The organism is Tenacibaculum sp. ZH5_bin.1 (assembly GCF_042865525.1).
GTDB lineage: Bacteria > Bacteroidota > Bacteroidia > Flavobacteriales > Flavobacteriaceae > Polaribacter > Polaribacter mesophilus.
This window is the reverse complement of sequence record NZ_JBEGIO010000001.1, coordinates 272,193-298,030: the sequence shown is the minus strand read 5'-3', so window position 1 is coordinate 298,030 and position 25,838 is coordinate 272,193. Positions and strand designations below refer to the sequence as shown.

Genomic DNA, 25,838 nt, shown 5'->3' with positions numbered 1-25,838 from the left:
AAACATTAGTCATTTCGTCTTCAATTAAAACACTATTATTATGAAACGAATAGCAACCATCTTTTTCTGCTTTTTTGTGTTAAGTTCTTTTGCACAAAAAGAAAACTTTAAAACATTTTACCAATCTAATAAAGATAGAGCCGAGGTATCTTTAAATATTCCTAGTTTTTTTGCCAATATGTTCATCTCTGATGAAGATACTGATGAGTTTGGGGTCTTCTTAAAGAAATCTAAAAATTATAAAATCATGGTGTTCAATAACAACATGGCTTCAGTACAAAAAGATTTTAAAAAATTTGCACGAAGAAATAAATTGAAAACTTTAGTAAGAGTTAAGGATGGCAACGAAAGAGTTACGGTATATTTTAGAGAAACAAAAGATCGTATTAAAGAAATTATCGTCAATGTTCATGATAAAAGTGATGAAATGGTATTATTAGGAATTAAAACCAACCTTACTATGGATGAACTATCGGCTATGGTAGAAGCATCTACAAAAAATAAAAGCATAGCTTCAAATTAAAAAGACTTCTATGTTCCCTATGCGTAGTCGAAGGGAAGTATATAACTTATAAGAAACTCCGACTGTAAAATGTCGGAGTTTTCTTGTTTTTTACCCCACAAGTTCTTTCAAACTTTCCACCACTTTTTTACTGTTTCCAATAAAAATTTGGTTGTCAACAATAAAAACTGGGCGTTTTAAAAATGTATATTCATCTAAAATATACTGTTTGTAATCAGCTTCCGTTAAATTTTGATTCTTTAAATCCATTTCTCGATACAGTTTAGCACGTTTATTAAATAAACTTTCGTAGCTGTCTGTTAACTCGCGCATTGATTCCAGCTGAGCAACTGTAATTGGGTTGGTTTTTATTTCTTGCTTTTCAAATCCGTTAATATTTACTTCTTTTAAAATTCTTCGACAAGTATCACAAGTTTGTAAAAAATAAACTTTTTTCATCTGTTTACGTTTTTATTGTATTAGCTATAGTTTAGTTTTAACCATTAAATAACAAACACTCATTGTAGGTTTTCATGGCTAAATAGGTATCTTTGAAATAGCTAAAATAACTAGAAAAATGAACAAACAATTTGAAGTTTTAAAAAAATCGAGAGCGTTAGTTTTAAAAAGAATAGAAGGTTTATCGCATGAACAATTACATATAATTCCAGAAGGATTTAATAACAACATTGCTTGGAATGTAGCACACTTGGTGGTTACACAGCAACTATTGCATTATAAAATGTCTGGATTGGATTGCTTAGCACCTGATGAGTTAATTGAAGGATACAGAAAAGGAACATTTCCTACCAAAGATTTTACTGAAGAAGAATTTGAAGAAGTAAAAGAACTGTTAATTGGATTACCAGATACTTTAGAAGAAGATTTTGAAGTAGGAATTTTTAAAACGTATGAAGAATACGAAACCAGTACAGGTTTTGTGATAGATTCTTTTGAAAGCGCTATGGCTTTTAATAATTTACACGAAGGTATGCATTTAGGTATTATTATGAATTTGACCAAATTGGTGTAAACCTAACGAGACAGGTATACATTCAGGTAAAAAAATGTCAAAGCATGAAATTCAATACGAAAACAATACATGGAGGTCAAAAACCTGAAGAAGCTACAGGTGCAGTAATGTCTCCTATATTTCAAACATCAACCTACGCACAGTCGAGTCCAGGTGTGAACAAAGGGTATGCGTATTCACGTTCAGCAAATCCAACCCGAACTGCTTTAGAAAATGCATTTGCTGCTCTTGAAAACGGAACACACGGATTTGCTTTTTCTTCTGGTTTATCGGCGATAGATTGTGTATTGAGAACGTTGAATCCAGGTGATGAGGTCATTGCAGGAGATGATATTTACGGAGGAACGTATCGAATGTTTACCAATATGTTTGAAAAATACGGATTGCAATTTCGGTATGTGGATATGAATGAGGTTACGAATGTAACCAATGCTATTTCTGAAAAAACAAAACTCATTTGGATAGAAACACCGACCAATCCGCTAATGAAAATTGCGGATATTGAGGAAGTCTCAAAAGTAGTAAAAGCAAAGAATAAAGATATTCTAGTAGCTGTTGATAACACGTTTGCAACCCCTTATTTACAGCGTCCGTTAGATTTGGGAGTTGATATAGTGATGCATTCAGCAACAAAATATTTAGGAGGGCATTCTGATTTGGTGATGGGAGCTTTAATGGTAAAGGATGCTAAACTTGCAGAACAATTACATTTTATTCAGTTTGCAGCAGGAGCTATTGCAGGACCTATGGATTCGTTTTTAGCGCTTCGAGGAGTAAAAACGTTGCATTTACGTATGCAACGTCATTGCGAAAATGGAAAAGCGGTGGCTGAGTTTTTAGTAAAGCATCCAAAAGTAAGTGAAGTCTTTTATCCAGGATTAGAGAATCATCCAAATCACGAAATCGCCAAAAAACAAATGGATGGTTTTGGAGGTATGGTTTCTTTCCTATTGAAAGATCAGAGTAAACAAGCAGCCTTATCTTTCTTAGAAAATACTAAAATTTTCACCTTGGCAGAATCACTAGGAGGAGTAGAGAGCTTGGTAAGTCACCCAGTAACGATGACGCATGCATCAATTCCTGAAGCTGATCGTTTAAAAATAGGAATTACCGACTCTTTAATCCGTTTAAGTGTTGGAGTAGAAGATATCGATGATTTACTAGGTGATTTAGAGCAGGCACTTTCTAAATAAAAAAGACAACCAAGAATAAAAATGAAAAAAACCGAAGCATCAAAGCTTCGGTTTTTTTATCCTTTCAAGGATAAAATATACCGTTCAGTATATTTTATATATATTTGTATCTCAAACTTTTTTGAAAAATGTCTAAATCAGAAAGAACAAAGGCTTTTATAATAGAAACAGTAGCTCCTATTTTTAATAAGAATGGTTATGCAGCCATGAGTTTATCTAAAATTACTGAGGCTACAGGTTTGACTAAAGGAGCCATTTACGGACATTTTGAAAACAAAGAAGAGTTAGCCATAGAATCGTTTAAGTTTTCAGTAAGAAAAGTACTAAAAGATCTTAATGAAACTGTTAATAAGGGTGAGACACCTATAGAAATGTTATTTAATGTGGCACTTTTTTATGAAGGTTATTATGAATATAATAAGCAATTTGGCGGTTGCCCTATTTTAAACATCGGTGTAGATGCTAATAATCAAAATAAGGTAATTGCTCAACTGGTTCAATCGTATAATCACAGAATTTTAGAACAGTTTTCTATACTCATTGAAAAAGCAAAAGAAGCCAATGAGATTAAAAACTCAATAGATAGTATGTTATATGCTAAACGCTTTTTTTACATGATTGAAGGAGCGGTATATATGACACATATAATGAAAGATGACAGTTACTTAAAGGATGTATCTACAGTATTACAACAAATTATAAAACAAGAATTACAGAAATAACTATTTTTTTAATCAAAAATATACCGTTTGGTATATTTTAAACTTAATACCATGGAAATACCAAAAATTTTAGAAAGTAAAACAAAAATCAGATTTCAAGATTGTGACCCTTTTAATCATTTAAATAATGCATCCTATTTCAATTATCTTATCAATGCTAGAGAAGATCAATTAATAGCTAATTATAATTTGGATATCTACCAACACGGAAAAGAGCGAGGAAAGAGCTGGGTGGTAGGTTCACATCAAATAGCTTATTTAAAACCAGCAACCTTAATGGAAACAGTAACGATAGATTCTCAGTTAATTCATTATGGAGAAAGAAATTTGTTAGTTGAAATACGCATGTGGAATGAAGATAAGACAGAATTGAAAGCAATACTTTGGAGCTCTTTTGTGTATTTTGATTTGATAAAATTATCAACAGCAAAACACTCAGAAGATTTATTAGAGTTGTTTGAAAATGCTGTTCTACCAATAGAACAAACTAGTTTTGAAGAAAGAACAAAAAGTTTTCGATATCAAAAAGTGTCATAATAAAAAAGACCTGCAAAATGCAGGTCTTTTTTTATTTATTGCAAAAGCTAAAATTATTTAGCTTCAGCATATCTTCTTTCTACCTCGTTCCAGTTGATTACTTTAAAGAAAGCTTCAATGTAATCAGGACGACGGTTTTGGTAGTTTAAGTAATAAGCGTGTTCCCAAACGTCTAATCCTAAAATAGGAGTTCCGCCACAAGTAACACCTGGCATTAATGGGTTGTCTTGGTTAGGAGTAGAGCAAACTTCTACTTTTCCTCCTTTGTGTACACATAACCAAGCCCATCCTGAACCAAATTGTGTAGCAGCTGCTTTAGAAAAAGCATCGATAAACGCTTCTTTTGAACCAAATTCAGCTTCGATAGCATCTTTTAATTCTCCAGATAAATAACCTCTATCTTCTGGGTTCATTACTGTCCAGAATAAAGAGTGATTGTAAAAACCACCACCATTGTTACGAACACCAGCGTTGTTCATGTCTAAGTTAGTTAAAATATCTTCGATAGATTTTCCTTCTAAATCAGTACCTTCAATAGCAGCATTTAATTTAGTAGTATATCCGTTGTGGTGCTTGCTATGGTGAATTTCCATAGTTCTAGCATCTATATGTGGTTCTAAAGCGTCGTAAGCGTATCCTAATTCTGGTAAGTTAAAAGCCATAATTATTTGTTTTTTAATAGATTAATTTTTTCGTTTTTCCGAATGTAAATTTAACCCAAAAAAATAAGGCAAACAACTGTTTGCCTTATGGATAATTTATTTGAGTATAAATAATAACTATTATTTAGTATATTGGTTTATCATCAGATGAAAATTTAGTCATAAACTCTTCCGCTTTTTCAACCATTTGTATACTTCCACAATAAAAAGGTACACGTTGGTGTAGTTCGGTTGGTTTAATATCTAAAATACGAGTAAACCCATCAGAAGCTTTACCACCTGCTTGCTCACAAATAAACGCCATAGGATTACATTCGTATAATAAACGTAACTTTCCTTTTGGTGTTATAGCAGTAGCAGGATAAATATATACACCACCTTTTATCATATTTCTATGAAAATCTGAAACTAACGAGCCAATATAACGTGCTGTATACGGACGGTTATCTGCTTCGTTTAATTCTTTACAGTGAATTAAGAAACGTTTCATTCCTTCTTGGAAATGTGTGAAATACCCTTCACTTACTGAGTAAATTCTACCAATTTCAGGATAACTCATGTTTGGGTGCGATAAGTAAAAAGTACCAATAGCAGGATTTAACGTAAATCCGTTTACTCCATTACCAGTAGTAAACACTAACATGGTTGAGGTACCGTAAGCTACATAACCTGCAGCTACTTGCTCGCTACCTTTTTGTAAGAAATCTTCTTTAGTTACAGGAGTTCCAACAGGAGAAATTCTTCTGTAAATAGAAAAAATAGTTCCTACAGAAACATTTACATCAATGTTAGATGATCCGTCTAAAGGATCCATTAACAACACATATTTATTTTCGTTGGCTTTGTTTTGACCTTCAACCACAACAAAGTCGTCTTCTTCTTCACTAGCAATACCACAAACAATTTCACGATTAATCAATGTTTGTTTAAATAAATCGTTGGCTAAAACATCTAGTTTTTGTTGTGCTTCACCCTGTACATTAATATCACCAGCAGCTCCAGTAATATCAACCAATCCTGCTTTTCTAATTTCGTGGTTTACTACTTTAGCAGCTAAACGGATAGAATTTATTAAACGAGATAATTCACCAGAAGAATATTTAAAGTCTTTTTGTTTGCTGATGATAAACTCACCCAGCGTCATATGCTTGTTACTCATGTCAAATTTTTGTGTTGTGCGTACAAAGATGCCAACTTTTATTTAGTATTTTAAAATTTTCAACAAAAAAATATGATGTGTTTTAATTTTTCATTTGTTTTATCAGAAAGTTTTAAGAGAAGTATCTTTACCAAAAAAAGTAAGAAATGAGTTTTATTATCAGACCAGGAGAGCAAAAAGATGCTCAAGCTATATTAGATTTAATCGTCGAATTAGCTGTTTTTGAGAAGGAACCCAACGCGGTTAAAATTACGGTAGAAGACATTGTTAAAGATGGTTTTTCTGAAAAACCGAAGTTTAAAACCTTTGTAGCTGAAGAAGGTAATAAGATTATAGGTATGGCGTTGTTTTATGAACGTTATTCTACATGGAAAGGAAAAGCAATTCACTTAGAAGATTTAATGGTAACGCAATCTAAAAGAGGTATTGGGGCAGGAAAAGCATTGTATAGTGCTGTTATGAATTATGCACATAAAAACAATTGTAAAAGAGTGGCGTGGGAAGTATTAGATTGGAATACAGGGGCTGTTGATTTTTACAAAAGTACAGGCGCAACGGTATATGATGAGTGGAGAGTATGTCATATGAATGAACAAAGCTTAGAACAATTTTGTAATGAGAATATTTAAGTTTGGAGGAGCATCGGTAAAAGATGCGAATGGAGTAAAAAATGTTGCAAAAGTATTGCAACATGAAGGTACAGAAAATACGTTGGTTGTAATTTCTGCCATGGGAAAAATGACCAACGCTTTTGAGCAGGTGGTTAATGATTATTTCTATAAAAAAGAAAGTCTTAAAGATTCTTTGAGTTTTGTAGAAGGCTTTCATCAAAATATGTTGAACAATTTGTTCAGCACAAACCATGAAGTATATAATAAAGTAAATCATTTATTTGGTGAATTGAGTGGTTTCATGGCTCGAAACACTTCTAAAGATTATAATTATGTGTATGATCAAATGGTTGGTTTTGGAGAGTTTTTATCTACTACTATTGTAAGTGCTTATTTGTCTGAAATAGGAGTAGAGAACCAATGGTTAGATGTAAGAGAGTACATAAAAACCGATGGTACTTATCGAGACGCTAAAATAGATTGGGAGCAAACTGAGCAACAAATCAAAGAAAAAGTTGATGTGTCTAAACTAAATATTACACAAGGATTTTTAGGAGGGTTTGGTACAGAAACAACAACGTTAGGAAGAGAAGGATCTGATTATACCGCAGGTATTTTTGCCTATTGTTTGGATGCTGATAGTGTTACTATTTGGAAAGATGTTCAAGGAGTATTAAATGCTGATCCTAGAGTGTTTTCAGAAACAGCTTTATTACAAGAAATTTCGTATACAGAAGCTATTGAAATGGCATTTTACGGAGCCTCAGTAATTCACCCAAAAACAATTCAGCCATTAGAACAAAAAAACATTCCGTTATATGTACGTTCGTTTGAAGATGTTACTAAATCAGGAACGTGTGTTGGAAGAGGGAAAAAAATAACACCAGAAGTTCCGTGTTTTATCGTAAAGAAAAATCAAATTTTAGTAGCGATTTCAGCAAAAGATTTCTCTTTTATGGTAGAAGATAATATTAGTGATGTCTTTAAAAAGTTACACGACTATAATTTAAAAGTAAACCTAATTCAGAATTCAGCGATTAGTTTTTCTGTTTGTATAGAAGATAAGTACAATAATTTTGAGAATTTTTACAATGATTTAAAAGGCGCTTATAAAATTAGAGCTTATAAGGATACTACTTTATACACAATTCGTCATTTTAATGATGAAGCGATAAAAACGATAAGAAAGCGAGGAAAATCAATCATTCGTCAAATAAATACTGAAACAGCACAGTTAGTGATTCAAGAAAACATGTAAAGCTTGCAAAAAATCGATTATATTTGCAGTTATGTCAATTGATAACTATGTATGGGATTAGTAACACCTAAAGAAGTTGCAAAAGCAATAGGAGCCGACAAGTTCGGCGTTTTCGGAACGTTTTCAGGTTGGTTGCTGATGAAAGTTTTGCGAATTTCTACCGCCAATGAAATTTATAACAAGCACAAGCACAAAAAAGATTTACCTTTTTTAAATGGTTTGCTTGATGAGTTTCAAATAGAGTTTGAAATTCCTGAAGAAGATTTAAAACGTATTCCTAAGGAAGGACCTTTTATAACAATTTCTAACCATCCGCTTGGAGGGATAGATGGTATTTTATTATTAAAACTCTTATTAGAGCATAGAACTGATTACAAGATTATAGCAAATTTTTTACTGCATAGAATAGAGCCTTTAAAGCCTTATGTAATGCCAGTAAATCCTTTTGAGAATCATAAGGATGCCAAATCGAGTGTAGCAGGAATTAAAAATGCCTTATTACATTTAAGAGAAGGAAAGCCGTTAGGGCTTTTTCCAGCAGGAGAAGTATCTACGTATCGTGATGGAAAGCTAATGGTTGATAAAGAATGGGAGCAAGGAGCTGTACGCTTGATAAAAAAAGCGAAAGTACCTGTTATTCCTATTTATTTTCACGCTAAAAATAGTCAGCTGTTTTACACATTGTCTAAGATTAGTGATACGCTAAGAACTGCAAAGCTTCCGTCAGAATTATTATCTCAGAAAAACAGAGTTATTAAAGTAAGAATTGGTAAACCAATTTCAGTAAAAGACCAAGATTCATTTACTGAAATACCTGATTTTTACCAGTTTTTACGTAGAAAAACGTATATGTTGGCGAATCCGTATGAGAAAGCATCTCCGAAAATATTGTCAACACACAATTTAAAAATTCCGAAGAAAGCCAAAAAAATCACTTCTCAAAAATCACCAGAGTTATTTGTAAAAGAAGTTGACGCTTTACGAGAAAAAGGAAGTAGATTATTACAGAGTAAGAACTACGAGGTGTTTTTTGCTAGTGCAAAAGAAATACCAAATATTTTACATGAAATAGGTCGTTTACGTGAAATTACCTTTAGAGAAGTAGGAGAAGGAACAAATAAACCTATTGATTTAGATAGGTTTGATAAATATTATCACCACTTATTTTTATGGGATGACCAACAAAACAGATTGGTTGGAGCCTATAGAATGGGCTTAGGAAAAGATATTTTTAAGAAACACGGAATAAATGGTTTTTATATTCAAACATTATTTAGAATAGAGCCAGAATTATACCCTATGATGGAAAAAACCATTGAAATGGGACGTGCCTTTATTATTAAAGAATATCAACAAAAACCAATGCCATTATTTTTATTGTGGAAAGGGATTGTACATGTTACATTACGTTACCCAGAACATAAATATTTAATGGGAGGAGTAAGCATAAGTAATCAGTTTTCTGAATTCTCAAAATCGTTAATGATTGAGTTTATGAAATCTCATTATTACGATCCGTATGTGGCACAATACATTCGTCCGAAGAAAGAATTTAAAGTAAAATTAAAAGATGCTGATAAAGACTTTGTATTTGATGCTACTGAGGCAGACATGCAAAAGTTTGATAAAATTATTGACGAGCTTGAGCCAGGAGAATTACGTATTCCGGTATTAATTAAAAAGTATGTGAAGCAAAATGCTCGTTTAGTTGCATTTAATGTAGATCCGAAGTTTAATAACGCTATTGATGGGTTAATGTATATAAAGGTAGCAGATATACCAGAAAGCACTGTAAAACCTGTTATGGAAGAATTTCAAGAAGAATTAGAACGTCGCGCAGCAGAGAATTTAAATAAGTAGAGGCCAAGTTAAAAATAGCATAAACTAAAAAAGCATCGTACTATTCAGTAGTACGATGCTTTTTTAGTTTATGTAAAAGATAATTACTGTTATTTCATAAATTTACTAACTTCTCTTACAATATCGTTTCCGTTAGCAAATAATAATAAGGCAATTAATAAGATAAATCCTGTAATTTGAGCATATTCTAAGAACTTATCACCTGGTTTTTTACCTGTAATCATTTCCCATAAAGTAAACACCACGTGACCACCGTCTAGAGCAGGAATTGGTAGTAAATTCATAAATCCTAACATGATAGATAAGAATGCTGTAATGTTCCAAAATGCTTGCCAGTTAAACTCTGAAGGAAATATACTTCCAATAGAAATAAACCCACCTAAACCTTTATAAGCACCTGTACTAGGGTTTAAAATCTTTTTCATTTGCTTAATATAGTTGGTTAAGGTTGTCCATGCTTTTTTGGTACCAGCTGGAATAGCTTCTCCAAAAGAATAAGTTTTTTCAGCTAAATTGTAATACCCTAGCTTTTCTAAATCTGTTAAAGGTAAGTTTGTAGCATAAATTCCTAGTTTTCCTTCGTCAGAAACTTTAGCAGGAATAGTAATGTTTTGGCTATTTCGTTTAACAGTAACATTTATTTCCTGTCCTTTTTTACTTTCTAAAATTACTTGAACTTGATCAAAATAAGGAGTAGAAACGCCATCAATAGCGGTTATAATATCTTTCTTTTGTAACTCACTTTTGCTATTTGGAGAGTCTTCAGGAACTTGTCCAATTACAAAAGGTTGCCTGTACATTATAAAAGCTCCAGCATCTTTGCCTCTATCAACTAATTTCGAGATAAAATCTGTAGGAATTTCTTTTTCAAGAACAGTTCCGTTTCTTTCTATTGTGTAATTAGTACCATTGATGAACTCTAAAGGAAGCTCTCCGAACTTCTCAATTTTTTGTCCGTCAATAGTTAAGATTTTATCTCCAGTTTCTAAACCTAAATCTTTTCCTAATTGGTCTTGAACCCAAACTCCATCTTTTAAGCTTTCATTCGGTAAGTATTTCTCACCATAAGCCCACATTAAACATATATAAATTAAAATACCTAGTATAAAGTTTACAATAACACCACCTAACATAATAATTAAACGTTGCCATGCAGGTTTAGAACGAAATTCCCAAGGTTGCGCAGGTTTTTGCATTTGTTCAGTATCCATGCTCTCATCAATCATTCCCGCAATCTTCACATAACCTCCTAACGGAATCCAACCAATACCATAAACAGTTTCTCCTACTTTCTTTTTAAATAAAGAGAATTTATAATCGAAAAACAGATAGAATTTTTCTACTCGGGTTTTGAATAATTTGGCAGGAATAAAGTGTCCTAATTCGTGCAAAACGATTAAGAGCGATAAGCTTAAAATAAACTGTGATGCTTTTATTAAAATCTCCATAAATGGTGTTCGTCTAAATTTAAAATCTGACAAATGTACGTTTTTAACAACAGTTGTAAAAGTTTGCACGTAAGTTAGCCTTTGGTTTTAACAAAGTTTTTAGGATAGTGGTTTATAAACGCTGTTTTTAGTCGTATTTTTGTAGAAAATTTTAGTACTGTGGATATTAAATTCTTTAAAAAATCAAAAAGCACCTTAATTTTTATTTTAGTTTTTTGTGCTATTGGAGTTCCTGTTTTTTATCATTTGGTAAAAGTTGATAACAAACTGCCTATTTATAACCCTGCTGATATTAACCCTAAATTGGTGGATAGTTCTGTAAGAAACAGAACAAAAAACCATAGAGTAGGTGAGTTTTCCTTAATTAACCAGAATGGAGATACGATTACGAATGCTGATTATAAAGGAAAGATTTATATAGCCGATTTCTTTTTTACCCGTTGTCAAACTATTTGTATTGCGATGGCGTATAATATGAGTGAGTTGCAAGAGCATTATAAAAATGATGATGACATCATGTTTTTATCACACTCCGTGACTCCAGTAATGGATAGCGTTCCACAATTACGAAAGTACGCTACTGAAAAAGGGGTGATTGATGGAAAATGGAATGTAACTACAGGAAAGAAGAAACATATTTACAACTTAGCACGTAAACACTATTTTGCTGTATTGGATGAAGGTGATGGCGGAGAAAGTGATTGGGTTCACACAGAGAATTTTGTGTTAATTGATAAAGAAGGACGCATAAGAGGTTCGTATGATGGAACTAAAAAAGAAAATATGCAGAAAATTATTGATGATATTACACTGCTTAAAGAAGAGTATAAAAAGTAATTTGTAGAGGAGGTTTCTACAAAAGACACATATGAGTTGAAAAAAAGACCTTGATGTTTTTACAAAAACATCAAGGTCTTTTGGTTAAAACGTCTTGATGAGTTTTACTTCCTATTTCCATCCCCATCAAAGTTCTTATTTATTTCTTGTTCGGTTTTAACAACCGATACGGCTAATGATAATAACATAATTGCCATAGGTTGCCATGTTAATTCTTTTGATATAAAGGCTAAAACCAAAGCAGCAACTAACGAAATTGCTGAATACTTCATAAACTCTTTGGTGAAAAAAGTATTAGCAAATTGCCAAATAGTATCATTTTTCATAGTTTTATTAGTACGATACCCATAAATAGCATTGATTTTTTTAGGTGGAAAAAAATGAAAAACAATACTGAATAAAAAAAGCAATCCGTTTATAGAAAGCACATAATAAAATGGATTCATGGTTTAATTTTTAATAGAATTTATAATTCCTTTTAACAAGGTATTTACGTCTGCGTTTTTGGTAAGTCCTGTACGAACTACAACCAAATCTTGACTAGGCAAAATAAATACATTTTGACCTTTATATCCGTTAAAAGAAAACATATTTTTTGGAGCATCAGGATAACGCCCACCAGCATTTAACCAAATTTGTGCCCCATACCAACCATCAGAAGTTGGAGTAGGCGTTGTAGCGTAGTTTACCCAGTCTTTATCAAACAAATGTTCTCCGTTCCACTCTCCGTTATGTAAGTATAACAAACCAAGTTTAGCCCAATCTCTTGCCGTTGCCCAGGCGTATGAAGAGCCTACAAAGTGGTTACTCATATCCGTTTCAACAATCATTGAGTTCATGCCTATTTTATCAATCAAACCACTATACCAAAAATCAAGATACTCTTGGTGTGTGTTGAATTTTGTTCGTAAAATACCCGATAACAAATTAGACGTTCCAGAAGAATAATTCCAAGTTTCGTTTGGTTTTCCTACCAATGGTTTGCTTACCTGTACCTTGGTCATGTCTTTTTCTAAAAACAACATTTTTGTAACGTCTGAAATAGTGTTATAGTCTTCATTCCATTCCAAACCAGAATTCATTTGTAGTAAATTATGAATCGTAATGTTTTTACGATTGTCGTTTTCCCACTCAGAAAATAAGCTGTTTTCTTGAACATCAATTTTTCCTTGACATTTTAAAATTCCAAACAAAGTACCTGTAATACTTTTGGTCATAGACCAACCCAACTGCTTCGATTCTTTGGTAAAACCAGTATCATATTTTTCAAAAATAATCTTGTCTTTATATACCACTACTACCGAGCGTGTTTGATTTCTATCATTAAAAATAGTATCAATAGTTTCGTTTAGTTTTGTATAATCAATGTTAGCAAAAATAGTGTCTTTATGATCTGCATTTCCATAAGGAAAAGGAGTGATATTATCAGGTTTTGAACGTTTTGGAGTAAGTTGAGGTTTGGTAACATCAAAATCATCTGTAACTAAAACAGCACCAAGACCTTTTCTGTATACAGCTTTTCTTTTTAGCAATCCATATACAGAACCAGTAGCTGATTTTTCTTCTGTATTAATTTTATCAGAAGTAATATTTATGGGAGAAAAATTATTGTCATTAGCATCGGTAAAAGCTAAACTTCTTTCTGCTAGAAATACTGAAGAAGCGGTATTTTTGGCGGAGTATCCTGCCAAAATATTTAACTTCGGATAGTTGTAAAAAACAGCAATTGTTAAAGCAATTAAAACGAGTAAAAGAATTCTTTTTAAATTTTTCATGGAATGGGTTTCTAGCAAATGTAAGAATTTAATTGTTTGATGTTTGTATTTAAAACGCAAGCCCTACCTTTGTACTAAATTTGATATTTTATATGTTTAGTATAGATAAAATTCGCGCTGATTTTCCTATTTTACAAAGAGAAGTACATGGAAAAAAATTAGTGTATTTAGATAACGGAGCAACTTCACAAACACCACAGGTAGTAATTGACACTATTGTAGATTATTACTCTAATTACAATGCAAATATTCATAGAGGTGTACATACATTAAGTCAGGAAGCAACTGATAAGTATGAGGAAGCCAGAATTAAGATTCAAAAACATTTCAATGCGAAGCATTCGTATGAAATTATTTTAACTTCAGGAACAACACATGGGGTTAATATTGTAGCATCTGGTTTCGCGTCTATTTTACAAGAAGGAGATGAAATAATTGTTTCAGCTTTAGAGCATCATTCTAACATTGTGCCTTGGCAAATGTTATGTGAAAAAACAGGAGCTATTTTAAAAGTAATTCCGATGGATGAAGATGGTTCTTTACGCATGGATATATACCATGAATTGTTGAACCCAAAAACAAAATTAGTTTTTTGTAATCATGTATCTAATGCATTAGGAACAATTAATCCAATAAAAGAAATTATTCATGCTGCACACAAATTTGGAGCTTATGTATTGATTGATGGAGCACAAGCAGTACCGCATATAAAACCAGATGTACAAGCATTAGATGCTGATTTTTATGTAGCTTCAGCTCATAAAATGTGCGGACCAACAGGTGTTGGAATGTTGTATGGTAAAGAAGAGCTATTGCAGTTATTACCACCATACCAAGGAGGAGGAGAAATGATTGAAACCGTAACTTTTGAAAAAACAACCTATGCAGGGTTACCTCATAAGTTTGAAGCAGGAACACCTAATATTTGCGGAGGTATTGCTTTTGGAATTGCTGTTGATTATATGAATTCAGTTGGTTTTTCTAACATAGAGAAACAAGAAAACGAACTGTTATCGTACGCAACCCAAGAATTAGAAAAAATAGATGGGTTAAAAATCTACGGAACAACTAACAAAACATCAGTAATATCTTTTAATTTAGAAGGAATTCACCCGTATGATGTTGGAGCTATTTTAGATAAGTTAGGAGTTGCTGTTCGTACAGGTCACCATTGTGCACAACCTATTATGGATTTTTATTGTATTCCAGGAACAGTGAGAGCTTCTTTTTCTTTTTATAATACGAAAGAAGAAGTTGATGTATTGGTAAACGCAGTTAAGAAAGCGAAAATGATGTTAAGTTAGAAGAATTTAGCATAAGAATATAAAAAAGCCTCCATTTGGAGGCTTTTTTAGTTTATAATAGTTTTTTTACTAATCTCTTGACATAAATATTTGTAATACATACCAGAATAATAGCATTAAAGAAGCAAATAAGCCTAATGCTGCAGGAATGTAATCATCCGTAGAAAACTTGTGAACTAAGTTAGATGTTTGGTATAAAATAGAACCAGCAGCTAACACACACATTCCAACAGAAAACCACAAGCCTAAATTAAATCCGAATAAAGCACCAGCGATAATTAATCCGATAGCGATAAAGAATCCAACAGATAATCCAGCTCTAATAAAAGAAAAATCCTTTTTAGTAATAAAAACGATTGATGAAATTCCAACAAACAATGCTAACGTAACAATTCCTGCTTGTTTTATAACATCAAAGTTATTGGTATAAGAAATAGCAATGTAAATTAAAGGGATAAAAATAAATGCTTCAGCAAAGATATACCCTGAATATGCTAAGTATTGTAAGTTTTTGTCAGAAGTTTTTAAGGCAGTACTTTCTGCATAGTTTGTAATTAACATAAAACCACCCAGTAACAATAACCATTTATAACCTTGGGTCATTGATAAGGCAAATTCTACAATCGTAGCACTTTGTAAAAATAAATATTCAAACAAAACAAACAATAATACGCCACCAGCAACGTGCGCATAGGTTTTTTTATAAAAAGCAATTCTGTCAGTTTCTGATACTTGTGCAACAAGCACTTTTGGTTCAAATGAGTTTTCCATAATTAATTTTTTAAATACGATGTAAAGATATGTTTTTTAGGTGATTTTAAATTTATCTTTCCATGTTGTAGAAAATACAATTTGAGTGTGTTAAAAATGTCGTATTTAAAATTTTTATTGTTTAAAATTGACGTTTTTTTATTGTTTTTGTTAAATTTTAACATTCTAAGATTGTTAGGATAAGGGTGTTCCCAAGTGATAAAACCTAATAAATTAACTTTTTTTTAACTTTTATTTAGCGTTTAAAAAAAATCATATATTGCATATCGTTAAAAAATCCTTCAAATAACTATCAAATTTACAGGTATTTAACAATTTAATTGATGATACCTTTTTTTTGAGTTTTTTAACAAGTTTATTGCCTTATGGGCAGTTTTATCAATAACTAATTTTTTAATTATTCACAACATGAAAAGAATTTTTTTAACACTAGCTGTAGCAGCCTCATTTTTAGTAGGATGTCAGGAAAACTCTAAAGACGAAGCTTTAGACCCTCAAGAATCAATTGATATGAGTGACTTTTATGTAGAAACAGAAGAAGTTTCTCATAGAGGAGGGTCAGAACAATGCCACTCAATGAGAGTTTTAAACAGGCAGGTAAAAGAAAACCCAGGGTTATACAAAAAAATGTATGATATTGAGTATGCTACAAGAAAAATAACAACAAAGAAAGGTAAACCAGGGGGAGGAAGTACTGGAGGAGATGTAGATGTAGCTCCAATAGAAGATGGTTTAGGAACTATTAATATTCCTGTATATGTACATATTGTTTTACCAAACTCTAATAGTGTTACAAATTCTCAAATTCAAGCACAAATGAATGTATTGAATGACGACTTTAGTAATCCAAATACAAATCAACTTCCTTCAGGGGCTTCGGATTTTATCAACGATGCAACTGATACAGGAATCCAGTTTACATTAGCAGGCACTTTTAGGCATGATGACTCTAGGTCATCTTGGGGAACTAACGATGCTGTTAAGGCTGCTTATCCTCCAATTACACCAGAAACACACTTAAATGTTTGGGTATGTGAAATAGGAGGAGGTATCTTAGGATATGCTCAATTTCCAGGAGGTTCTTTATCTACAGATGGTGTAGTGTTATTAGCAGGAACTTTACCAGGAGGGTCTTCTGCTCCATATAATATGGGTAGAACTGCAACCCATGAGGTTGGTCATTACTTAAATTTACGTCACATTTGGGGAGACGGAAGATGTCGTCAAGACGATTTCGTAGCTGATACTCCATCTTCTGATGCCTCAAACTACGGATGTCCAACGTATCCAGATGTTAGCTGTAAATCTGCTGATATGACAATGAACTATATGGATTATACAAACGATGCTTGTATGTATATGTTTACTGATGGTCAGCGTAACAGAATGAGAGCTTTATTTGCTTCAGGAGGAGCGAGGTCTTCTATGATATAAGTTTAATAAGTCTTTTTTTAAGACGTTCTCAATAATTATTTTAAAACCAAGAGATGTACATCTCTTGGTTTTTTTTACTTTTATGCGGATAAATAATAACTTTTTATTTTGAAAAACATTAAATTCCCAACTCCGCATACTATCTTATTATTAATTGCTGGGTTGGTAGCTATTTTAACATGGTTTGTACCAGCAGGTAAGTTTGACACGTTACAGTATCAGAAAAACAATAATTCATTTACGTATTTACACTTAGAGGAAGAGAAAACAATACAGGCAAGTCAAGAAACATTAGAAAGCTTAGGAATTAAAATTCCATTAGAAAAGTTTATCAACGGTGATATCGCAAAACCAATCAGTGTACCAGGAACGTATACTCAGCTAGCCCCAAAACCACAGGGTTTTTTAGACTTTTTTAAATCGCCAATAAAAGGAATCATTCAATCGTCAGATATTATTTTATTTGTCCTGATTTTAGGAGGAATTATAGGAATAATGAATTTCACAGGTGCTTTTGATGCTGGAATAGCTTGGTTAGCAAAAACATTGAAAGGAAAAGAGTACTGGCTTATATTTGTGGTAACAACCTTAATAGCTGTAGGAGGTACAACTTTTGGGTTGGCAGAAGAAACCATTGCCTTTTATCCAATACTAATTCCCATATTTTTAGCAGCAAAATACGATGCTATAGTAGCTTTAGCTTGTGTGTATATTGGGTCGTCTATAGGTACAATGTGTTCAACGGTAAACCCGTTTAGTGTTATTATTGCTTCAGATGCAGCAGGAATTAATTGGACTACTGGCTTTACAGGGAGGTTGTTAATGCTAATTGGAGGAATTATCATTTGTGTAATTTATATTTTACGTTATGCAAACAAAGTTCAAAAAGATCCAACAAAATCCATTATTTACGATCAAAAAGAAATGATTGAAAGTCTTTTTGGCAGCTCAACATCAAGTACACATAGCTTAACAGGTAGACTACGAATTATATTAACCATTTTTACCATGTGTTTTGTAATTATGATTTATGGAGTATCTCGTTTAGGATGGTGGTTTGAAGAAATGACCGTGGTGTTTTTAATAGGTGCTATTTTAATAGGTTTTCTAGCTAAGATGAAAGAAGAAAACTTTGTAAACACGTTTATTAAAGGAGCTGGAGATTTATTAGGAGTTGCTTTTATTATCGGTATTGCACGAGGAGTTTCCGTATTAATGGAACAAGGTTTAATAAGCGACACTATTTTACAACACGCAAGCGAGTTTACTACAGGAATGTCTAAAGGAATTTTTACCAATGTAATGTTATTCATTTATTCAGGACTATCATTTTTTATTCCAAGTTCATCAGGAATGGCAGTATTAACGATGCCCATCATGTCTCCGTTGGCAGATACAGTTGGTGTTGGTAGAGAAGTTATTGTAAATACCTATCAATATGGTATGGGTTTGTTTGCTTTTATCAACCCAACAGGCTTAATTTTGGCATCTTTAGCCATTGTGAAAGTAGGATATGATAAATGGTTAAAGTTTGTAATTCCGTTAGTAATTATCTTAACAATTTTTACAATGCTAGTTTTAACCGCCCAAGTATACTTGTAAATAATGAAACAAATTTATGCGCTGTTTTTCTTGATATTTTTCTTCGGATGCAAGCCAGAAACTAAACTGACCAATATGAAAGAGAAAGTTGTAATCGCTCATCGAGGAGCCTCAGGATACTTACCAGAACACACGATGGAAGCCAAAGCCATGGCATACGCAATGAATCCTGATTATATAGAACAAGATTTAGTATTGAGTAAAGATAACATTCCAATTGTTATTCATGATATTTATTTGGATGATGTTACAGATGTTGCTGAAAAATATCCAGAAAAAAAACGAGAAGATGAACGTTTTTATGTAATTGATTTTACGTTTGGAGAATTACAAAAACTAAATGTAACAGAACGTTTTAATCCGAAAACAGGAGAACAAGTGTACCCGAATCGATTTCCGAAGGGGAGAGGTAACTTTAAATTACACTCTTTACAAGAGGAAATAGAGCTAATTCAAGGATTAAATGCTTCCACAGGAAAAAATATCGGAATTTATCCAGAAATTAAAAACCCAGCATTTCATCATAAGAATGGAAAAGATATTGCTAAAATTTCGTTGGATATCCTTTCAAGCTATGGCTACAAAACAACAAACGATAAATGTATGTTTCAATGTTTTGATGCGAAAGAATTGGAAAGAATTCGAAAAGAATTGAAGTCCGAATTATTCTTAGTACAATTAATTGAGTTCCCTGAAGAAACCAAAGAATTAGCACATTTCGCATCGTATGCAGACGGGTTGGGACCTTGGTACAAGCAAATTTTAGATAAAAAAGTAGGAGAGAAGTGGCAGTTTACAACACTAGTTAAAGATGCTCATAAACTAGGATTACAAGTACATCCATATACTTTTAGAGCAGATCAATTGGGTGAGTTTTCTTCTTTTGAAGAAATGATGCAAGTACTGTTTTTTGAAGCAAATGTTGATGGCGGTTTTACCGATTTTCCAGATAAAATGGGTCAGTTTTTAGCTACACAGTAACCTCTAACAATTTTTTTCTATATACTGAAAGTAGTTTTGATTTAGAAATAAAACCAATGTACACTCTGTTTTTTACCACGGGTAAATTCCATGCGCCACTTTCTTTAAATTTTTGCATGACTTTTTCAGTGGTGTCATTATAAAAAATAATTGCCGGAGCAATTTTCATAATATCTCTTACCTTCGTAGTTTCATATAATTCTTGATTAAACATCATAGGGCGGATATCATCTAATAAAACAATCCCCATAAACTTATCTTCATTATCAACCACAGGAAAAATATTACGTTTTGATTTGGCAACTGCTTTTTTTAGCATATCTCCAAGACTCATTTCAGGATGAATTTTTACAAAGTTTTTTTCAATAATTTGACTCGTTTTCATCATCATCATCACATTTTTATCTTTGTTATGCGTAATTAACTCGCCACGTTCTGCTAGTTCAATTGTGTAAATAGAATTTGATACAAAATACTTGGTAATAGCATAGGAAACAGCAGAAACAAGCATTAATGGAACAAATAAATCATAACCTCCAGTTATTTCAGCAATTAAGAAAATAGCCGTTAAAGGTGCGTGTAAAACACCAGCCATTAAGCCCGTCATACCAATCAATGTGAAGTTAGTTTCTGAGACATCAAACCCGAATTGATTGATAATTTTAGCAGTAACATTTCCCAAAGCACTTCCCATAACAAGTGTAGGAATAAAAATACCACCAACTCCGCCAGCAGCAAAAGTAGTAGTCATGGCAATTACTTTAAAAACACCAATAATTAACAGAAAAATAATAACCATCCAAACATTATTAAAATCAATGTTGTAATGAATATTCTTAAGAGCGGCACTGGCATTTTCAGACAATAAATTGTTGATAATTCCATAACCTTCACCAAATAAAGGAGGAATTAAAAACAGCATTATACCAATTGCAATTCCACCAAATACTAATCGTTTAAAAGGAGTGTATTTTTTGAAAAAATTAATAATTCTAAAATAGATTTTAGAAAAATATACAGAAGAAAACCCTGTAAAAATAGCCAAGGCTATGTAAAAGATAAGATCGTTAATTTCAAAAGCATCTTGTAGTTGTACACTAAATAATACATCTTTTCCTAAAAAGAAATAAGAAGTAATCACCGCTGAAACCGATGCTAATAATAAAGGAACTAAAGATGCAAAAGCAAGATCCAAACTAAAAATTTCCACTGCAAAAATGATAGCAGCAATAGGAGCTTTGAACATTGAAGACATCGCACCAGCGGTAGCACAACCAATTAGCAGCATACGAGTTCTCATATTCATATGAAAAAGCCTAGCAACACCAGAGCCTAAGGCAGCACCAGTACTTACAGCAGGGCCTTGTAGCCCTACAGAACCTCCAAAACCTACAGTTATAGGAGCGGTAATTAATGAAGCATAAATTTTATAACGTTCAATAATTCCATTCTTTTTAGAAATAGATTGTAAAGTAGTAGAAATACCATGATCAATATCTTTTCTAATTAGATATTTTTTAATGTAATACACTAAAAATAACCCGATGATAGGAAAAATAAAGTATAATGAATGATGATAATCTTTAATAAGTCCATCTTCTAAAATACGATGGAAGTAAAAAGTAAGGTTCTTAAGAATTAAGGTACCAATACCCGCTAAAAACCCTACTAAAATGCTTAAAACATATACAAACTGTCGTTCAGAGATATGTTTGTATCTCCAAATTAATATTTTTTTATAAGCTTCTTTAGATGTAGGCATTGTGTTCTAGATGCTTAGTTAATTTTTGAAAAGCTAAATATGAATAATTAAAGATATAATTTATTAAGAAAAGTTGTAGGTTTTTATAAAAAAGAAAAATCCCATTCTAATTCTAGAACGGGATTTTTTATTGGTTATTACGAAGTAAATTGTATTCGATGTGGTAACCCTCTTGTTTTGTAACAAGGTAGACTACCCTTTGATATCTAGTTTAATGCTCAATTCTTGTAATTGCTCATCGTCTATAGTTGCAGGAGCATCAATCATTACATCGCGTCCTGAATTGTTTTTAGGGAAAGCAATAAAATCACGAATGGTTTCTTGACCTCCTAAAATAGCTACCAAACGATCTAAACCGAAAGCTAAACCTCCGTGAGGTGGTGCTCCGTATTCAAAAGCATCCATTAAGAATCCAAACTGAGCTTTTGCCTCTTCTTCGGTAAATCCTAAATGCTTAAACATGATAGCTTGTGTTTCTTTATCATGAATTCTAATAGAACCTCCACCAATTTCGTTTCCGTTTAACACTAAATCGTAAGCATTTGCTTTTACAGCTCCTGGATCAGTATCTAATAATGCTAACTGACCTGGTTTTGGAGAAGTAAATGGATGGTGCATTGCGTGGTAATGCCCTGTTTCTTCATCTAATTCTAGTAATGGGAAATCGATTACCCATAACGGAGCAAACTCATCAGGTTTACGTAAACCTAAGCGTTCTGCCATTTCCATACGTAAAGCACTTAATTGCGCGCGAACTTTGTTAGTATTTCCTGAAAGAACACAAATTAAATCTCCTGCTTTAGCTCCAGTAGCTTCAGCCCATTTTGCTAAATCTTCTTGGTCGTAGAACTTGTCTACCGATGATTTAAAGCTTCCATCTTCGTTACATTTCACATATACCATTCCTAAAGCTCCTACTTGCGGACGCTTTACCCAATCGATTAATTTATCAATTTCTTTACGAGTGTATGAAGCTCCTCCTGGTACAGCAATTCCTACTACTAATTCTGCTGAATTAAATACTTTGAAATCTTTGTGCTGTGCTACTTCGTTTAACTCACCAAACTCCATTCCGAAACGAATATCTGGCTTGTCGTTACCATATTTACGCATGGCTTCATCAAACGTAATTCTTGGGAATTTGTCTACTTCAACTCCGTTGATTTCTTTTAATAAATGACGCGTCATTCCTTCAAAAATCTCTAAAATATCTTCTTGCTCAACAAACGCCATTTCGCAGTCTATCTGTGTAAACTCTGGTTGACGGTCGGCACGTAAATCTTCATCTCTAAAACACTTTACAATTTGGAAGTATTTATCCATACCACCTACCATTAACAACTGTTTAAAGGTTTGTGGTGATTGTGGTAAGGCATAAAACTGACCAGCATTCATACGAGAAGGTACTAAGAAATCTCGTGCTCCTTCTGGAGTGGATTTGATTAAATATGGAGTTTCCACATCAATAAATCCTTTGTCAGATAAATATTTACGAACTTCCATCGATACTTTATGACGGAAAACTAAGCTGTTTTTAACTGGGTTACGACGAATATCTAAATAACGATATTTCATACGTAAATCTTCACCTCCATCCGTTTCATCTTCTATTGTAAAAGGTGGTAATTTAGCTTCGTTTAAAATTTCTAAACTAGATACTAAAACCTCTACATCACCTGTTGGAATATTTGCGTTTTTAGATTGACGCTCAATAACTTTTCCAGTAACTTGTACTACAAACTCACGCCCTAAAGTTTTTGCCTTCTCCATTAAGTCTTTAGAAGTGCGTTCCTCGTCGAAGATTAACTGTGTAATTCCGTAACGGTCACGTAAATCTACCCAAATCATAAAACCCTTATCACGTGATTTTTGTACCCATCCAGAAAGGGTAACTTCAGTATTAATGTGCGATGCTCTTAACTCACCACAAGTATGCGTTCTGTACATTTTTAAAAATTTTATTCTCGCATAGCGAGATTTCTTACAAATTTGTCATTCCGAACTTGTTTCGGAATCTAGAAATTTTTGCTGTGCAAATTTAACTATAAATGTTAGTTTGTAAAAAATTACCACGACTTAGTTTTTATGACTTTAAATCATTTGTTTTGCAGTATAAAAACCTTTTTCAAATGACATTAGACGTATTTAAACAAACCATACAAAATACACCAAAAAAAGTTGAGTTTTCTGACACTATTTCGGTAATTGAAAGTCTGTATAGTTTCACTCCTACTGCCTTTAAAAATGGAAGTTTATACAACGAAGCTGAAAAAAATCAAGGTTCGTGTAAAGTATTTTCGTTTGCTATACAGCAGGGATTTAGTAAAAAGGAAACCTTAGCGTGTTTTGGAAAGTATTATTTTGAAGATGTTTTAAATAATCCAGAAGGAACAGATCATCAAAATATTAGAAACTTTATAAAAACAGGTTTTGAAGGCTTACTTTTTGAAGGAGAGCCCTTGGCTAAACATTAAAAGCTCCTCTTTTTAACTTCTGAAAATACTTAGCAGCTTCTCTCTTTACTTTTGGCGCTAAAATTAGTGTTGAAAGCACAGTAGGAATTGCCATTAAAGCATAAGCACTGTCAATTAGGTTAATAACAAAGTCTAATTTTATAATAGAAGCAATTACAATAGTAATGATGTAAATATAATTGTATGATTTTCCAATCTTGGTGTTAGTTAAAAAGCTTAAACAACTCAATCCATAAAAAGAGTAGGTGAACAGTGTTGAGAAAGCAAATATTAATACACAAATGGTTAAAATAATACTTCCAATCTTGTAAGGAAGTACCGCATCAAATGCAGCCAGTGTCATAGAAATTCCATTACCTTCAAAGTTTTCCCAAACTCCTGAGGCTAAAATGGCTAATGCAGTTAAAGAACAAACTAACAAGGTGTCAATAGCAGGCCCCAGCATAGCGACTAATCCTTCACGGATTGGTTCTTTGGTTTTTGCAGTCCCATGCATCATAGGTGCAGTACCTAAGCCAGCTTCGTTAGAAAAAGCAGCACGTTTTACTCCAGTGATTATCAAAACCCCTAAAGCACCACCTAAAACAGATTTTCCTGAAAAAGCATCCTCAAAAATTAAAGAAAAAATAGATGGAACTTGTTCTAATCGCAAAAATAAAATGGTTAAAACAGTAAGTAAATAAATAACAACCATTATGGGAACTAATTTTCCTGCAACACTACCAATTCGTTTAATTCCACCAAAAATAACCATGGCCACTATAATAGCAGTAGAAATACCTAATAGTAATTTAGCTGTAAAATGGCTGGATTCTTGTATTTGAAAAACATCTACTAATGTTTGTGTTAGTTGGTTGGCCTGAAATGCAGGTAGTGTACCTATCAATCCAGCTGCTGAGAAGAATAGTGCTAAAGGTTTCCATTTTTTTCCTAAACCCTCAGTAATTACATACATAGGACCTCCTTTTACGTTTCCGTTTTCATCTTTTCCGCGATACATTACTGATAAGCTACAGGTGAAAAATTTGGTAGCCATACCTACAAAAGCACTAATCCACATCCAAAAAATAGCACCCGGACCACCTGTTGCAATGGCAATGGCAACACCACTAATATTTCCCATTCCTACCGTAGCTGCAATAGCAGATGATAAGGCTTCGTAATGTGATAAATCTCCAGGAGAGTCTACTTTGTCATATTTTCCTCTTAAAATAGCAATAGCATGACCAATGTACCTGAACGGAATTAACCCTGAATAGATAAAAAGGTATAATCCACCACCAATTAATAAAATTAGTAAGGGAATTCCCCATACCCAAGAAGAAAATTGAGCAACTGAGTCTTGAATGTTTAAAAACATGAAATAGGATTTTTACGAAAGTACTAAAAAGTGATAGTAAAAAAAGAACGATAGCTGTGATTTAACAACTATCGTTCTTTTGTGAATTTTTATTTACAAACAATTCCTTTTTTTCCTAAGAATTCAATGTCTCTTAAAAAGCCTTTTTGAATGGTTTCTGCTTGAAAAATAAAAGTTTTATCATGTAGTCTGTTGTCTTCAAAAAATGTTACCTGAAAACGGTTGTCTAAATCGAACAATTCAGGTTGCATTAATTCAAACTTTTGATAACTATTTGCAGGAAGAGTATCTATTTTTCTTCTGAAAATAGAAGTAGTTTTAGTATCTGAAAATCCTTGTGAAACAATTACGACCATTTCTAAATCAACATCTTTTCTGTTTAGAATGTATACATTCCAATCCTCTTTACCATCAATTTCATTAGTTTCTAAAACTACTGCGATTTCTACACCTGTTACTTTAGGGATTTCAATATCTTTTCTCATTGAAAACTTTTTAAAACGGAAAGACGAAAGTTTAACGCTTTCGTCTTTTATTTTTTGAATTTATCTTT

Annotated in this window: 25 protein-coding genes; 14 read left to right on the top strand and 11 right to left on the bottom strand. The window is 32.6% G+C overall.

Going from position 1 to position 25,838, the window contains the following annotated elements; all coding sequences use genetic code 11:
• The first annotated feature begins 40 nt into the window (after positions 1-40).
• Positions 41-523, top strand: coding sequence for a DUF4252 domain-containing protein (locus ABHQ57_RS01355; RefSeq protein ID WP_125344031.1), 483 nt, complete (start codon positions 41-43; stop codon positions 521-523).
• Positions 524-613: 90 nt separating this feature from the next.
• Here ABHQ57_RS01355 and ABHQ57_RS01350 read toward each other — a convergent pair whose 3' ends face one another.
• Positions 614-961 carry an arsenate reductase family protein gene (locus tag ABHQ57_RS01350; RefSeq protein ID WP_167712527.1) on the bottom strand — a complete coding sequence of 116 codons (348 nt, stop codon included), beginning with the start codon at positions 959-961 and terminating at the stop codon, positions 614-616.
• Positions 962-1,079: 118 nt separating this feature from the next.
• Here ABHQ57_RS01350 and ABHQ57_RS01345 point away from each other — a divergent pair, with 118 nt between their 5' ends.
• The 4 genes from ABHQ57_RS01345 (at position 1,080) to ABHQ57_RS01330 (ending at position 3,987) form a co-directional block, all read left to right on the top strand.
• Positions 1,080-1,535, top strand: coding sequence for a DinB family protein (locus tag ABHQ57_RS01345; RefSeq protein WP_167712526.1), 456 nt, complete (start codon positions 1,080-1,082; stop codon positions 1,533-1,535).
• Positions 1,536-1,555: 20 nt separating this feature from the next.
• On the top strand, positions 1,556-2,728 hold the full coding sequence (locus ABHQ57_RS01340; protein WP_262886541.1) for a cystathionine gamma-synthase: 1,173 nt from the start codon (positions 1,556-1,558) through the stop codon (positions 2,726-2,728).
• A gap of 128 nt (positions 2,729-2,856) precedes the next feature.
• Positions 2,857-3,450, top strand: a complete 594-nt coding sequence (locus ABHQ57_RS01335) for a TetR/AcrR family transcriptional regulator (RefSeq protein WP_159488915.1) — start codon at positions 2,857-2,859, stop codon at positions 3,448-3,450.
• 51 nt (positions 3,451-3,501) lie between these two features.
• Positions 3,502-3,987: a thioesterase family protein gene (locus ABHQ57_RS01330; RefSeq protein WP_125066472.1), complete on the top strand. Its 486-nt coding sequence runs from the start codon at positions 3,502-3,504 to the stop codon at positions 3,985-3,987.
• 53 nt (positions 3,988-4,040) lie between these two features.
• Here the strand turns inward: ABHQ57_RS01330 and ABHQ57_RS01325 are convergent, their stop codons facing one another.
• Both ABHQ57_RS01325 and fbp read right to left on the bottom strand, forming a co-directional pair.
• Positions 4,041-4,649 carry a superoxide dismutase gene (locus ABHQ57_RS01325; protein ID WP_159488917.1) on the bottom strand — a complete coding sequence of 203 codons (609 nt, stop codon included), beginning with the start codon at positions 4,647-4,649 and terminating at the stop codon, positions 4,041-4,043.
• 124 nt (positions 4,650-4,773) lie between these two features.
• Positions 4,774-5,808 (bottom strand): class 1 fructose-bisphosphatase, encoded by a 1,035-nt coding sequence (gene fbp / locus ABHQ57_RS01320; protein WP_159488919.1) that lies wholly within the window; start codon positions 5,806-5,808, stop codon positions 4,774-4,776.
• 146 nt (positions 5,809-5,954) lie between these two features.
• Here fbp and ABHQ57_RS01315 point away from each other — a divergent pair, with 146 nt between their 5' ends.
• Genes ABHQ57_RS01315 through ABHQ57_RS01305 form a run of 3 tightly spaced genes read left to right on the top strand, consistent with a single transcriptional unit; the run spans position 5,955 to position 9,537 of the window.
• Complete coding sequence (locus ABHQ57_RS01315; RefSeq protein ID WP_167712524.1) at positions 5,955-6,437, top strand: GNAT family N-acetyltransferase; 483 nt, start codon at positions 5,955-5,957, stop codon at positions 6,435-6,437.
• A complete protein-coding gene (locus ABHQ57_RS01310; protein ID WP_167712523.1) occupies positions 6,424-7,677 on the top strand; it encodes an aspartate kinase in 1,254 nt (417 codons plus the stop codon). Before ABHQ57_RS01315 ends, ABHQ57_RS01310 begins: the two co-directional genes overlap by 14 nt.
• A gap of 51 nt (positions 7,678-7,728) precedes the next feature.
• On the top strand, positions 7,729-9,537 hold the full coding sequence (locus tag ABHQ57_RS01305) for a lysophospholipid acyltransferase family protein (RefSeq protein ID WP_047788198.1): 1,809 nt from the start codon (positions 7,729-7,731) through the stop codon (positions 9,535-9,537).
• Positions 9,538-9,626: 89 nt separating this feature from the next.
• Here the strand turns inward: ABHQ57_RS01305 and rseP are convergent, their stop codons facing one another.
• Complete coding sequence (gene rseP / locus ABHQ57_RS01300; RefSeq protein ID WP_159488923.1) at positions 9,627-10,985, bottom strand: RIP metalloprotease RseP; 1,359 nt, start codon at positions 10,983-10,985, stop codon at positions 9,627-9,629.
• 159 nt (positions 10,986-11,144) lie between these two features.
• Here rseP and ABHQ57_RS01295 point away from each other — a divergent pair, with 159 nt between their 5' ends.
• Positions 11,145-11,822 carry an SCO family protein gene (locus ABHQ57_RS01295; RefSeq protein WP_073182457.1) on the top strand — a complete coding sequence of 226 codons (678 nt, stop codon included), beginning with the start codon at positions 11,145-11,147 and terminating at the stop codon, positions 11,820-11,822.
• A gap of 104 nt (positions 11,823-11,926) precedes the next feature.
• On the opposite strand, the gene ABHQ57_RS01290 is transcribed toward ABHQ57_RS01295, so the two are convergent.
• Both ABHQ57_RS01290 and ABHQ57_RS01285 read right to left on the bottom strand, forming a co-directional pair.
• On the bottom strand, positions 11,927-12,268 hold the full coding sequence (locus tag ABHQ57_RS01290; protein WP_167712522.1) for an SdpI family protein: 342 nt from the start codon (positions 12,266-12,268) through the stop codon (positions 11,927-11,929).
• A 3-nt stretch (positions 12,269-12,271) separates the two neighbouring features.
• Positions 12,272-13,597: a serine hydrolase gene (locus ABHQ57_RS01285; RefSeq protein WP_167712521.1), complete on the bottom strand. Its 1,326-nt coding sequence runs from the start codon at positions 13,595-13,597 to the stop codon at positions 12,272-12,274.
• 92 nt (positions 13,598-13,689) lie between these two features.
• Between ABHQ57_RS01285 and ABHQ57_RS01280 the strand changes: the two genes are divergently transcribed.
• On the top strand, positions 13,690-14,901 hold the full coding sequence (locus ABHQ57_RS01280) for an aminotransferase class V-fold PLP-dependent enzyme (protein WP_167712520.1): 1,212 nt from the start codon (positions 13,690-13,692) through the stop codon (positions 14,899-14,901).
• Between the two features lie 69 nt (positions 14,902-14,970).
• Here the strand turns inward: ABHQ57_RS01280 and ABHQ57_RS01275 are convergent, their stop codons facing one another.
• A complete protein-coding gene (locus tag ABHQ57_RS01275) occupies positions 14,971-15,672 on the bottom strand; it encodes a Bax inhibitor-1 family protein (RefSeq protein ID WP_082118594.1) in 702 nt (233 codons plus the stop codon).
• Between the two features lie 408 nt (positions 15,673-16,080).
• Between ABHQ57_RS01275 and ABHQ57_RS01270 the strand changes: the two genes are divergently transcribed.
• From ABHQ57_RS01270 to glpQ, 3 genes are all read left to right on the top strand, one after another.
• Positions 16,081-17,106: a zinc metalloprotease gene (locus tag ABHQ57_RS01270; RefSeq protein WP_047788205.1), complete on the top strand. Its 1,026-nt coding sequence runs from the start codon at positions 16,081-16,083 to the stop codon at positions 17,104-17,106.
• 108 nt (positions 17,107-17,214) lie between these two features.
• Complete coding sequence (locus ABHQ57_RS01265; protein ID WP_167712519.1) at positions 17,215-18,708, top strand: YfcC family protein; 1,494 nt, start codon at positions 17,215-17,217, stop codon at positions 18,706-18,708.
• Positions 18,709-18,783: 75 nt separating this feature from the next.
• Positions 18,784-19,689 carry a glycerophosphodiester phosphodiesterase gene (gene glpQ / locus ABHQ57_RS01260; protein ID WP_231128362.1) on the top strand — a complete coding sequence of 302 codons (906 nt, stop codon included), beginning with the start codon at positions 18,784-18,786 and terminating at the stop codon, positions 19,687-19,689.
• Here the strand turns inward: glpQ and ABHQ57_RS01255 are convergent.
• Both ABHQ57_RS01255 and aspS read right to left on the bottom strand, forming a co-directional pair.
• Positions 19,679-21,451, bottom strand: a complete 1,773-nt coding sequence (locus ABHQ57_RS01255; protein ID WP_073182464.1) for a chloride channel protein — start codon at positions 21,449-21,451, stop codon at positions 19,679-19,681. The two genes, glpQ and ABHQ57_RS01255, sit on opposite strands and share 11 nt — an antisense overlap.
• 192 nt (positions 21,452-21,643) lie before the next feature.
• Positions 21,644-23,398 (bottom strand): aspartate--tRNA ligase, encoded by a 1,755-nt coding sequence (gene aspS / locus ABHQ57_RS01250; RefSeq protein ID WP_167712517.1) that lies wholly within the window; start codon positions 23,396-23,398, stop codon positions 21,644-21,646.
• A gap of 182 nt (positions 23,399-23,580) precedes the next feature.
• On the opposite strand from aspS, the gene ABHQ57_RS01245 reads away from it, so the two are divergent.
• On the top strand, positions 23,581-23,925 hold the full coding sequence (locus ABHQ57_RS01245; protein ID WP_167712516.1) for a HopJ type III effector protein: 345 nt from the start codon (positions 23,581-23,583) through the stop codon (positions 23,923-23,925).
• Here the strand turns inward: ABHQ57_RS01245 and ABHQ57_RS01240 are convergent.
• Both ABHQ57_RS01240 and ABHQ57_RS01235 read right to left on the bottom strand, forming a co-directional pair.
• Complete coding sequence (locus ABHQ57_RS01240) at positions 23,915-25,285, bottom strand: sodium:alanine symporter family protein (RefSeq protein ID WP_167712515.1); 1,371 nt, start codon at positions 25,283-25,285, stop codon at positions 23,915-23,917. The two genes, ABHQ57_RS01245 and ABHQ57_RS01240, sit on opposite strands and share 11 nt — an antisense overlap.
• An 89-nt stretch (positions 25,286-25,374) precedes the next feature.
• Positions 25,375-25,770 carry a hypothetical protein gene (locus ABHQ57_RS01235; protein ID WP_073182467.1) on the bottom strand — a complete coding sequence of 132 codons (396 nt, stop codon included), beginning with the start codon at positions 25,768-25,770 and terminating at the stop codon, positions 25,375-25,377.
• Between the last annotated feature and the right edge of the window lie 68 nt (positions 25,771-25,838).

Coding starts and splice junctions, on each gene's coding strand:
- ABHQ57_RS01355 (WP_125344031.1), top strand. CDS start 41: ATGAAACGAATAGCAACCATCTTTTTCTGCTTTTTTGTGTTAAGTTCT.
- ABHQ57_RS01350 (WP_167712527.1), bottom strand. CDS start 961: ATGAAAAAAGTTTATTTTTTACAAACTTGTGATACTTGTCGAAGAATT.
- ABHQ57_RS01345 (WP_167712526.1), top strand. CDS start 1,080: ATGAACAAACAATTTGAAGTTTTAAAAAAATCGAGAGCGTTAGTTTTA.
- ABHQ57_RS01335 (WP_159488915.1), top strand. CDS start 2,857: ATGTCTAAATCAGAAAGAACAAAGGCTTTTATAATAGAAACAGTAGCT.
- ABHQ57_RS01330 (WP_125066472.1), top strand. CDS start 3,502: ATGGAAATACCAAAAATTTTAGAAAGTAAAACAAAAATCAGATTTCAA.
- ABHQ57_RS01325 (WP_159488917.1), bottom strand. CDS start 4,649: ATGGCTTTTAACTTACCAGAATTAGGATACGCTTACGACGCTTTAGAA.
- fbp (WP_159488919.1), bottom strand. CDS start 5,808: ATGAGTAACAAGCATATGACGCTGGGTGAGTTTATCATCAGCAAACAA.
- ABHQ57_RS01315 (WP_167712524.1), top strand. CDS start 5,955: ATGAGTTTTATTATCAGACCAGGAGAGCAAAAAGATGCTCAAGCTATA.
- ABHQ57_RS01310 (WP_167712523.1), top strand. CDS start 6,424: ATGAGAATATTTAAGTTTGGAGGAGCATCGGTAAAAGATGCGAATGGA.
- ABHQ57_RS01305 (WP_047788198.1), top strand. CDS start 7,729: ATGGGATTAGTAACACCTAAAGAAGTTGCAAAAGCAATAGGAGCCGAC.
- rseP (WP_159488923.1), bottom strand. CDS start 10,985: ATGGAGATTTTAATAAAAGCATCACAGTTTATTTTAAGCTTATCGCTC.
- ABHQ57_RS01290 (WP_167712522.1), bottom strand. CDS start 12,268: ATGAATCCATTTTATTATGTGCTTTCTATAAACGGATTGCTTTTTTTA.
- ABHQ57_RS01285 (WP_167712521.1), bottom strand. CDS start 13,597: ATGAAAAATTTAAAAAGAATTCTTTTACTCGTTTTAATTGCTTTAACA.
- ABHQ57_RS01280 (WP_167712520.1), top strand. CDS start 13,690: ATGTTTAGTATAGATAAAATTCGCGCTGATTTTCCTATTTTACAAAGA.
- ABHQ57_RS01275 (WP_082118594.1), bottom strand. CDS start 15,672: ATGGAAAACTCATTTGAACCAAAAGTGCTTGTTGCACAAGTATCAGAA.
- ABHQ57_RS01270 (WP_047788205.1), top strand. CDS start 16,081: ATGAAAAGAATTTTTTTAACACTAGCTGTAGCAGCCTCATTTTTAGTA.
- glpQ (WP_231128362.1), top strand. CDS start 18,784: ATGAAAGAGAAAGTTGTAATCGCTCATCGAGGAGCCTCAGGATACTTA.
- ABHQ57_RS01255 (WP_073182464.1), bottom strand. CDS start 21,451: ATGCCTACATCTAAAGAAGCTTATAAAAAAATATTAATTTGGAGATAC.
- aspS (WP_167712517.1), bottom strand. CDS start 23,398: ATGTACAGAACGCATACTTGTGGTGAGTTAAGAGCATCGCACATTAAT.
- ABHQ57_RS01245 (WP_167712516.1), top strand. CDS start 23,581: ATGACATTAGACGTATTTAAACAAACCATACAAAATACACCAAAAAAA.
- ABHQ57_RS01240 (WP_167712515.1), bottom strand. CDS start 25,285: ATGTTTTTAAACATTCAAGACTCAGTTGCTCAATTTTCTTCTTGGGTA.
- ABHQ57_RS01235 (WP_073182467.1), bottom strand. CDS start 25,770: ATGAGAAAAGATATTGAAATCCCTAAAGTAACAGGTGTAGAAATCGCA.